Below are 2,225 nucleotides of genomic sequence, written 5' to 3'. Positions count from 1 at the left end.
GTGGATAAATGTATGGAGGAATACGGTTTGCCGGCAAAAATTAGTATATGAAGAGCAAATTGGATGCATTGATAATAGTGAATAATGTGCTATATGGGGGCAAAAAATATGAAAGTAGCAGCTATACAGCTAGAAATAAAGGATAACGAGTCAAAGCAGCAGCGTATGCACCATGTTGATGCCATGCTAGAACAATTAAAGGATTATGATCTAGTTATATTGCCTGAAATATGGGCAACAGGATACTTTTCGTTTGATAAATACGTTGAAGAAGCTGAAGAATTGGATGGATCGTTTGTCCAGCATTATATGAAGAAGGCAAAAGAATTAAATTTAATGTTATTTGCAGGTAGTTTTGTTGAAAGAGAAGGAAACCAATTCTTTAATACGAGTGTACTTTTTAGTAATGAAGGAGAGATTCTCGATACTTATCGGAAAATACATTTGTTTAGATATGGCTCTAAAGAAGGAGAAATATTGACACGAGGAGATAAAATCTCGGTTGTTGATACTAAATTTGGAAAAATAGGCCTCTCTACTTGCTATGATATGAGATTTCCCGAGCTTTATAGAAAACAAGTCGATTTAGGCGCAGAGATCTTTTTAGTGACCGCAGCTTGGCCGCATCGACGGATTATCCATTGGGACACCCTTAACGTTGCGAGAGCATTAGAAAATCAATGTTATGTTATTTCCTGTAACTGTGTGGGAGATCATAGGGGATCTTTTTTCGGGGGACATAGCCAAGTTGTAGACCCCTGGGGGACGGTACTTGCTAAAGTAGGTGACAGTGAAACGATTTTAAAAACAGAGATAGACCTAAGTGTAATAGAAGAAACAAGGGAAAGATTCCCAAATTTAAAACACCGTGTTTTATAGAACGAGATAAGTCTTTCATTTTGGAGGTAAAAATATTGAAGTTTTATTTGGATAAAAAAGAGATAGTTTTTGAACCTGAAAATCTGCTTATCGCAGGATATACAGCAAGGGATCAAAAATCGTTGCAAGCTCATATTGAAGAATTGAAAAAAATAGGAGTGGCAGCTCCAAATCAAGTGCCAATGGTTTATGATCTATCTCCCGAGCTTTTATCAACAAGGGATTTCATTACTACAGTAAAAAACGATGGGAGCGGAGAAGCAGAGGTAGTTCTACTTAGCATTAATGGTAAGTGGTACGTTGGATTAGGCAGTGATCATACAGATCGTAAACTTGAAGCTGTATCCGTGCATAAATCGAAACAAGTTTGTGCTAAACCAATTTCAAATGAACTGTGGGAACTTGCTTCAATCGAAGATCATTGGGATGACATTGAATTAAAAAGTTGGATGGTTTTAAACGGTAAGGAACAACTTTATCAGGCCGGAAAATTAGGGGATTTTTTACCTCCTAAAGAGCTATTGGAAATCATTAAAGAACGTGGATATTCGACTACAAACACAGTTTTGTTTTGTGGTACACCACCACTTAAAACAGACAAGTTTCTTTATGGAGAAAAGTTTCGGGCAGAATTAAGTGATTCAAAAACGAATAAAAAGATAAAACTAAGTTACGAAGTCAAAATATTAACCGATTCGAAGGAGGACTAAGAATGCCTAAACAAGAGCTAGAGTTTACGGATTTTCATAAGTTTGAGAAGGAAGAATTAAATCCAAAAGGATTGGCGCAAAGAGTGATAGCTCAAATCCCGGGTACTGAAGTTGCAACAAGGATTCTTGAATTTGAACCTGGAACAGATACATCGCCAAACGGGGTGCAAATTCATGATTTTTGGGAAGAGCTTTGTATCATTGAGGGTTCAATTATTGATTTGGAATTAAACGAGGAGTTTACAGCTGGAATGGTCGCGTGCCGCCCTCCAGGTATGAAGCATGGACCTTGGAAATCGCCTAATGGATGTAAAATATTTGAAGTTCGCTATTATGCAAAGGAATCATAACGTTATAAAAACACAGTAAGGGGACTTTATTCGACAAAAGTAGCAAAAAAATGATTGACTGATGTATTCAGGGTTTATTATAATGTATACAGGGTTCAGTATTATCTGAATCCTGTTTTTTTAAAAAAAGTAGAGTAATTTTTTAATGTTTAAATTTAGAAAGGGTGGTCATGTATGGTAAGAAGCGGTTCAGAGTATATTGAATCATTAAAAGGGAACAGAAGTATTTTTGTAAATGGCGAAAAAGTAAGCGATGTCATCACGCATCCTGCCTTTCAAGGCATCG

The 2,225-nt window shown here is 36.5% G+C and carries 3 protein-coding genes; all 3 read left to right on the top strand.

The features are described from left to right. The first annotated feature begins 108 nt into the window (after positions 1-108). Genes DCC39_RS18710 through DCC39_RS18700 form a run of 3 tightly spaced genes read left to right on the top strand, consistent with a single transcriptional unit; the run spans position 109 to position 1,939 of the window. On the top strand, positions 109-879 hold the full coding sequence (locus DCC39_RS18710) for a carbon-nitrogen family hydrolase (protein ID WP_116556393.1): 771 nt from the start codon (positions 109-111) through the stop codon (positions 877-879). Positions 880-914: 35 nt separating this feature from the next. Then, entirely contained in the window at positions 915-1,589 is a 675-nt protein-coding gene (locus DCC39_RS18705; RefSeq protein ID WP_165820942.1) for a DUF2848 family protein, read from the top strand. Positions 1,590-1,591: 2 nt separating this feature from the next. Then, positions 1,592-1,939: a cupin domain-containing protein gene (locus DCC39_RS18700; RefSeq protein WP_116556391.1), complete on the top strand. Its 348-nt coding sequence runs from the start codon at positions 1,592-1,594 to the stop codon at positions 1,937-1,939. Positions 1,940-2,225 lie beyond the last annotated feature (286 nt).

The organism is Pueribacillus theae, from assembly GCF_003097615.1.
In the GTDB taxonomy this organism is placed as follows: domain Bacteria; phylum Bacillota; class Bacilli; order Bacillales; family UBA6769; genus Pueribacillus; species Pueribacillus theae.
Note: the sequence above shows the minus strand (reverse complement) of the source record. Positions and strands in the feature narration are given on the sequence as shown.

What these genes read in the sequence shown, in the direction of transcription:
- DCC39_RS18700 (WP_116556391.1), top strand. Translation starts at nt 1,592, where the DNA reads ATGCCTAAACAAGAGCTAGAGTTTACGGATTTTCATAAGTTTGAGAAG.
- DCC39_RS18710 (WP_116556393.1), top strand. Translation starts at nt 109, where the DNA reads ATGAAAGTAGCAGCTATACAGCTAGAAATAAAGGATAACGAGTCAAAG.